Below are 7,192 nucleotides of genomic sequence, written 5' to 3'. Positions count from 1 at the left end.
TTGAAAAAAAAGTTTTAAAAAATAAAAAAGAAATAAAAAAAGTTGTTCAAAAAGAAGTAAATAAAACTCCTAAAAAAGCTATTATAAAAAAACCCACTATTGTAAAACAAAAAGAAATCATCAAAAAACCTAAAGAAGAGTTAGAAAAAAAAGTAGTAAAAAAAGATGAACCCTCAAAAATAAATAGTATAAATATTAGTAAGTCTTTGCAAAAAAATAAAGAGTTTAAAGAAAACTATATTTCTCGATTAAGAGAGTTTATTGATAAAAATAAACAATATCCAAAAATGTCTAAAAGATTAAAAGAAGAAGGAAGAGTTTTATTATCATTTAGAGTATTAAAAAGTGGTGAATTTAAAAATATAAAACTACTAGAATCTTCTGGAAATAAACGATTAGATAAAGCTGCATTAAATGCATTAATAAATAGTGAACGCTTTGAACCTTTCTCTAAAAAAATAAATAAAAACTATATGGACTTTAGTTTACCTATTGTCTTTGAAATAATATAATACCACTATTATAAGTTATGTTATTATATAATAACCTATACACCTTAGTATTAGGAATTTACATATAATGAGTATTACAAGCATTTTATATATTGAAGACAATCTTGAAATACAAAAAGATTATTACAATATTTTAACTAAACAAAAGTACAAAGTATTTGTACCCAATAATAAAGATGACATCTTGTCTTTATATAAAGAAGTCTCTCCCGATATAGTTATTACGGATATTTCTAGTTTTGGATTTAATGATTTTGAACTTATACACAAAATCAAAATAATTAATCCTAATCAAACAATTATAATTACAACAAATCAACAAGAAAGTAAATATTTACTAAAAGCATTTGATATAGGTATTGATTCATATTTACTTAAACCTATAAAAAAAGAATCATTGTTAAATAAAATACATCAAATATATGAAAAAAAATTTGCTATAAAACAAAAGTATAAACTACTAGATAGTATATTGCAAAATAAGTCTGCTTTAGTATTTTTAACTGATTTTGAGAAAATTACTTATGCTTCAAAATCATTTTTAGATTTTTTTAATATTGATAAAATAGATGATTTTTTTTATAGATTTGAATCAATTCTTGATATGTTCATAAATAATGAAAGATACTTATATGCAAAAACTAAAGATGATTTTTTAAATAAATTTCAAAACTCAAATGCCATTGATAAAATGGTTTTAATGTTAGGAAAAGACTTTAATCCAAAAGCCTATCATGTACATATAGATAAAATACAAGCACAAGATGATTTATACATTATTAGTTTAACAAATATCAGTATCATTCAACAACGGAATATAGAAATATCACATAAAGCATATGTAGATGGGTTAACTCAGATAAGTAATAGAAATAAATTTGAAGAAATTTTTTCTTATGAGTTTGATAAGTTCAAAAGATATAAGACTAATTTTTCAATAGCTATTTTAGATATTGATCACTTTAAAAAAGTCAATGATACCTTTGGACATTTATATGGGGATGAGATTTTAATAATGCTTGCAAATAAAATAGATAATTCCGTACGAAAAACAGATTTATTTGCAAGATGGGGTGGAGAAGAGTTTGTATTACTTATGCCAAATACAAATTTAGAAAATGCAAAAATATTAACTGAAAATTTAAGAGTTATAGTACAAAATGAAAAACATGAAGTTGTTGGAAATGTAACTTCAAGTTTTGGTATCACAACTATAAAGCAAAACGATACCCTAGAATCAATTTTTCAAAGATGTGATAAGGCATTATATAATGCAAAAAGAAATGGTCGAAATAAAGTAGAAGTACTGTAAGGATGATAAAGTGCGCGAAAAGTTTAAATATCAACTATTAAAACAATTAACAAAAAAATTGAATGTTTTAATAATCGAAGATGATAATTCAATAGAAGAGAATTATTATGAATACTTACAAGAAATGTTTAAAAATGTTCAATATCTAGATAAAGAAAGTGAAATATTAACTTATGTAAATAGTCAATATCCAGATATTATATTTATTGATTTACAAATAAATAATCTTAAAGCATTTAATTTAATCAAAGAATTAAGATATTTACTTCCAAGACAAATTTTTATTGCTACTTCTACGATAATTAATAATACTATACTCTTAAAATGTATTGACTTACAAATTACAAAGTTCTTAGAAAAACCAATAGAGTTTGTGAAGTTTAAAAGTTCAATTCTTACTGCTATTGATAATCTATTGTTAAATAATCCTGATAAATTAAACCATGATTCATTAAAATCAATACATATGCAACCTGTTGATACCTTACTGTCTTTAATTGAAAATAATCATACAAGTATTAATTTAATCAATCATTATAAGGGTGTACCAATCATTAGGCAATCTGAAATTATAGAAATTGTTGATAATGAAATAAAATTAAAAGTAAAAGATGCCAATAGATATACACTTGAAGAGTTAAAACATGGAATCATAAGCTCACAATATCTTGCTAGTGATATTTACTCAGAATTAAAAAGTATTGACCATAAGAATAATATTGCAGTTTTTAATAATTTCACTTTTATTAACTCTTATATCCATCATAGAAAAAATATTAGAATAATTCCAGATAAGAATTTTACAATCATATTAGGTTTAAAAACTGGAAATTATAAATGCAATATTATAAATATTTCAGAAGATTTTATTTTAATTGAAATGCCCAATATTAGCAAGAAACTAACTATAAATCAAAAACTTGATCTTTATATGAATTTTGATTTAATTAATAAACACAAAATAAATTCATTTACAAAACATACTTTTAAAACTCTTACTAGTGTAAATGAAATAATTGAAATTAAAGACTCAACAAAAGTGTTATTGAACTTTGATTTAAAAGAAGAGAATAAACTATTTTTACAAACATATATTTATGAACGTAGTTTTAGTTTGATTAGAGAACTAAAAGAAAAATTTATTGCTAAAGTAAAAAAGGTATAATATTGTATTTGAAAAAAAGGTTAATATATGTTAAGACTTATAAAAATCACAATTTTGTGTTTATTACTACAAAATAGTTTATTCTCAAGTGAAAGTAGACTTGATAAAATAATAGAATCAAATAAGCTAAAAGTCTGTATTTGGCCACAATATTACAGTATTTCTTACTTAGATGTTAGAACTCAAACACTAAAAGGTATTGATAGTGATTTAGCTATTCAATTAGCTAAAGACTTAAATGTAAAACTTGAATATGTACAAAGTTCTTTTCCTACATTAATCAAAGATGTGACATCAAATAAATGTGATATTGCAATGTTTGCAATTGGAAATACACCTTCAAGAGCGCAAAAGTTGAGATTTACAACACCTCATTTAGAAAGTGATATTTATGCAGTTTCTACAAAATCAAATAGAAAAGTTCAATCATGGAATGATATTGATAAAAAAGGCGTAATTGTTGCAGTTGCAAAAGGCACTTATCATGAACCAATTATGAAAGAAAAACTAAAAAATGCAAAATTAGTTATTCTAAATGGATTTAAAGATAGGGAAGAAGAAGTACAATCAGGACGAGCTGATGTATTTATGACAGATTACCCTTATGGAAAAAAGATGTTAGCTAAAACACAATGGGCAAAACTAATTACTCCTAATACTACTTATCATAAAACTCCTTATGCATGGACAGTGGCTTATGGAGATGATAAGTTTTATAATAGAGTTGAGCAGTTTATTAAAGATATCAAAGAAGATGGAAGATTATTGCAAATTGCTAAAAATAATAACTTAGAGCAAATCGCAAAATTAAAATAATGATTAGTAAAAAAAATAAGTATATTTTCACATATTTAGTAGTTCCACTTATTGCTATTTTTGTAATAGTGGGAGGGTTGATGTCTTCTTTATCTATATTAAAAGAAGAATCAATTCAAAATCATTATAAGATTTCTGAACTTTATACAAAAACTTTTAGTAATAATATTAATCAAGATTTAGTTAATATTGAATCAATTATTGACAATCTTGATAATATATTAGATTTATATGACTCTTCATATATTCAAGAAAAAAAACTAAATAAAATAATTAAAAACTACCCACAAATAAGATCATTTAATATTTTAAATCAAAATGATGAAATTATAATAAGTTCAAATAATTTAAATATTGGACTAAAAATTGATACTCAAGAGTATATTCCTAAACCTTTTTTTAACAACAATATATTAAGAGTTTCAAAACCAATATTTGCAAGAGATTTTTATAATATAGATAAAAAGAAGACAGATAATAAGCTAACTTCATTTATACCTATTTTAAAAAATTCAACTATCAAAGGTAGTATTTATAAAGTAATTATCAATTTAAATGTTGATTATTTTATTAATAATTATCAAAATGAATTAAAATTTGATTCAGCAGTTGTTGAGTTAGTAAGAATAGATGGATTAGTTTTATTTTCTACAAAAGATATAGTAATGGATTCTTTATTTGTAAATCTAAATAAAAAATTTCTTAATTCATTAGAAAACAGATTATTAACAGAAATAGAAGTAGTAGATAATAAAGAAAATATTGTAAGTTACATGCCAACAACTAATTACCCTCTTATAATAAGTGTAAAACTTGACTTAGAAAGTAGTCTAAGTGGTTGGGAAGAGAAAAGATATAAGTATTTTACAATAACAGTGATTTTAGTTTTAGTTTCTGTTTTAATAGCATTATTTTTATTTTTTCTTTACTCTAAAGAGAAAGAAAAAGAGATTAAATTACATAAATTACAAATAAATGACCAAATAAAATTTAAAGCACTATTTGAAAAAACTAATATGCTAAAAATGTTCATTGAATTAAATGGTGCAATAACAGAAGTAAACTCTGTTTGTTCTCAACTTGTAAATGATTCCTTTGAAGATATTAAAAAAATGAAAATTTGGGAACTATCATGCTGGAATACAAAAGAGAGCCAAAAAATAAAAGATATGATTTTAAACTATAAAGTTGGTTCTGATTTAGAAAAAGAGTTTTCTCTAACAGATAAATTTAATCAAAAAAGATTTTTTAATCTAATAATTTCATCTTTATATATAGATAATAAAATTAGCTTAGTTGTTTTTGCTTTAGATATTACAAATAAAAAAGATAAAGAAACACTTCTTAAACAATCATATACTGTATTTAACAATACACGTGATGGAATTATGGTTACAAATAAAGATGGTAATATTGTAAGAGTAAATAGGTCTTTTGAGATTATTACAGGATACAAAGAAACAGAGGTTATTGGTAAAAACCCTAAATTTTTACAATCAGGAGTACATAATAAATCTTATTATGTAAAAATGTGGAAAAATTTAAATGAGAATGGTTTTTATGAAGGTGAAATAGTTAATAAAAATAAAAAATCTGAACACTTTACAGAATGGCTTACTATTAATACCGTTTATGATGAAAATTCTAAAATTCTAAATTATATTGGAGTATTTTCTGATATTTCTTTCCAAAAAGAGCAAGAACAAATATTAAGAGAACAAGAGCAGATTCTTTTTCAACAATCTAAAATGGCTGCAATGGGTGAAATGATAGAGAATATTGCTCACCAATGGAGACAACCTTTATCTGTAATTTCAACAGTAGCAACTGGATTAAAACTTCAAAAAGAGTTTGGAATATCAAACGAAGAAGATGAAATAAAAGAGTTAACTGCAATAAATGAATCTGCACAATATTTATCAAATACAATTGAAGACTTTAAAGGTTTTCTTAAAAACAATAAAAAAGCAAATATATTCAATAGTATAAGTTTATTTAATAAAGCCCTTTCATTAATTGGTTCAAAACTTAAAAATAAAGAGATTACAATTATAAAAGATATAGAAAATCTTGATATTTATACTCTTGAAAATGAGTTAATCCAAGTAGTTATTAATATTTTGAATAATGCAAAAGATGCTCTTGAATCAAGTAAAATAGTTGATAAGTTAATTTTTATAGAAGTATTTAAATCAAATAAAGACATTACAATAGTGATTAAAGATAATGCAGGAGGAATCAAAGAATCTATTATAAATAGAATATTTGAGCCATATTTTACAACAAAACATCAATCACAGGGAACAGGAATTGGTTTATATATGAGTGCTGAAATTATTATAAATCATATTAAAGGTACTATTTGTGTTAAAAATGAAGAATATACTTATGAAAATAAAGAGTATCAAGGTGCTGTATTTACAATTACTATTCCTATAATTAATGAATAAAAATGAAAACAATATCTCTTTTAAATCTTTTATATATGTTAATACCTCTTCTTATAGTGTGGTATTTTTATAAAAGATGGATTAAAAATCAAGTAGAAATTATCTATGCAACAATAAGAATGTTAAGCCAATTACTTCTTATTGGTTATGTACTTATATATATTTTTAAAGAAAAAGATTTACTTCTTGGTGCATTTATTATTATATTTATGATTACCCTTTCTACATGGATAAGCTTTAGAAATATCCAAAATAAATCTATTTATGAGTATTTTCAAATATTTACAGCTATTAGTATATCAGGTATTATTCATCTAATAATTATGCTTTATTTCGTATTAGAGTTAGAAAATATTTACGAACCACAGTTCGTAATACCAATTGCAGGAATGATATTTGCAAACACTATGAATGGCCTTTCTTTGGCTATTGAGAGGTTTGAAAGTGAAATATTAAAAACTAATGATTTTAATCATGCAAGACAGATATCATTTAAAACAGCAATGATACCTCAAATAAACTCTTTTTTAGCCGTTGGTCTTGTTTCTTTACCGGGAATGATGACAGGGCAAATTCTATCAGGAATTGACCCTTTAATTGCAGTTAGATATCAAATTATGATTATGTTAAGTATGTTATCTGGAACAGGGATATCTATTATTGTTTATTTTTTATTAAAAAATAAATCTATACATTAATCTTTTTTTTCTCTTTATGAATATCTCCCCATTTATACAATTGTTTTAAAATAGGTTTTAAGCTCTCACCATATTCTGTAAGAGAGTATTCAACTTTTGGAGGAACAACTGGATAAACCTCTCTTAAAACTAAACCATCAGCTTCTAATTCTCTTAATTTTTGAATTAACATCTTCTGTGTAGTTCGTGGAAGTAATTTTTGTAATTCATTAAATCTTTTTTTCTCATCTTTTAAATAC

7 protein-coding genes are annotated in these 7,192 nt (G+C 23.4%); 6 read left to right on the top strand and 1 reads right to left on the bottom strand.

Going from position 1 to position 7,192, the window contains the following annotated elements; translation table 11 throughout:
- The 6 genes from ACERKK_RS09340 to ACERKK_RS09315 form a co-directional block, all read left to right on the top strand.
- Window positions 1-512, top strand: a 512-nt coding sequence (locus ACERKK_RS09340) for an energy transducer TonB (protein ID WP_373772817.1), incomplete at its 5' end; no start/stop codon positions are given.
- 67 nt (window positions 513-579) lie between these two features.
- Window positions 580-1,824, top strand: coding sequence for a diguanylate cyclase (locus ACERKK_RS09335; RefSeq protein WP_373772816.1), 1,245 nt, complete (start codon window positions 580-582; stop codon window positions 1,822-1,824).
- Window positions 1,825-1,834: 10 nt separating this feature from the next.
- A complete protein-coding gene (locus tag ACERKK_RS09330; RefSeq protein WP_373772815.1) occupies window positions 1,835-2,989 on the top strand; it encodes a response regulator in 1,155 nt (384 codons plus the stop codon).
- A gap of 27 nt (window positions 2,990-3,016) precedes the next feature.
- Entirely contained in the window at window positions 3,017-3,805 is a 789-nt protein-coding gene (locus ACERKK_RS09325; RefSeq protein ID WP_373772814.1) for a substrate-binding periplasmic protein, read from the top strand.
- 80 nt (window positions 3,806-3,885) lie between these two features.
- Window positions 3,886-6,255, top strand: a complete 2,370-nt coding sequence (locus tag ACERKK_RS09320) for a PAS domain S-box protein (RefSeq protein ID WP_373772813.1) — start codon at window positions 3,886-3,888, stop codon at window positions 6,253-6,255.
- A gap of 2 nt (window positions 6,256-6,257) precedes the next feature.
- Window positions 6,258-6,953 (top strand): ABC transporter permease, encoded by a 696-nt coding sequence (locus ACERKK_RS09315; RefSeq protein WP_373772812.1) that lies wholly within the window; start codon window positions 6,258-6,260, stop codon window positions 6,951-6,953.
- On the opposite strand, the gene ACERKK_RS09310 is transcribed toward ACERKK_RS09315, so the two are convergent.
- Window positions 6,943-7,192, bottom strand: a 250-nt coding sequence (locus ACERKK_RS09310) for a winged helix-turn-helix transcriptional regulator (RefSeq protein ID WP_373772811.1), incomplete at its 5' end; no start/stop codon positions are given. The two genes, ACERKK_RS09315 and ACERKK_RS09310, sit on opposite strands and share 11 nt — an antisense overlap.

It is taken from the genome of Poseidonibacter sp., from assembly GCF_041821165.1.
In the GTDB taxonomy this organism is placed as follows: domain Bacteria; phylum Campylobacterota; class Campylobacteria; order Campylobacterales; family Arcobacteraceae; genus Poseidonibacter.
Note: the sequence above shows the minus strand (reverse complement) of the source record. Positions and strands in the feature narration are given on the sequence as shown.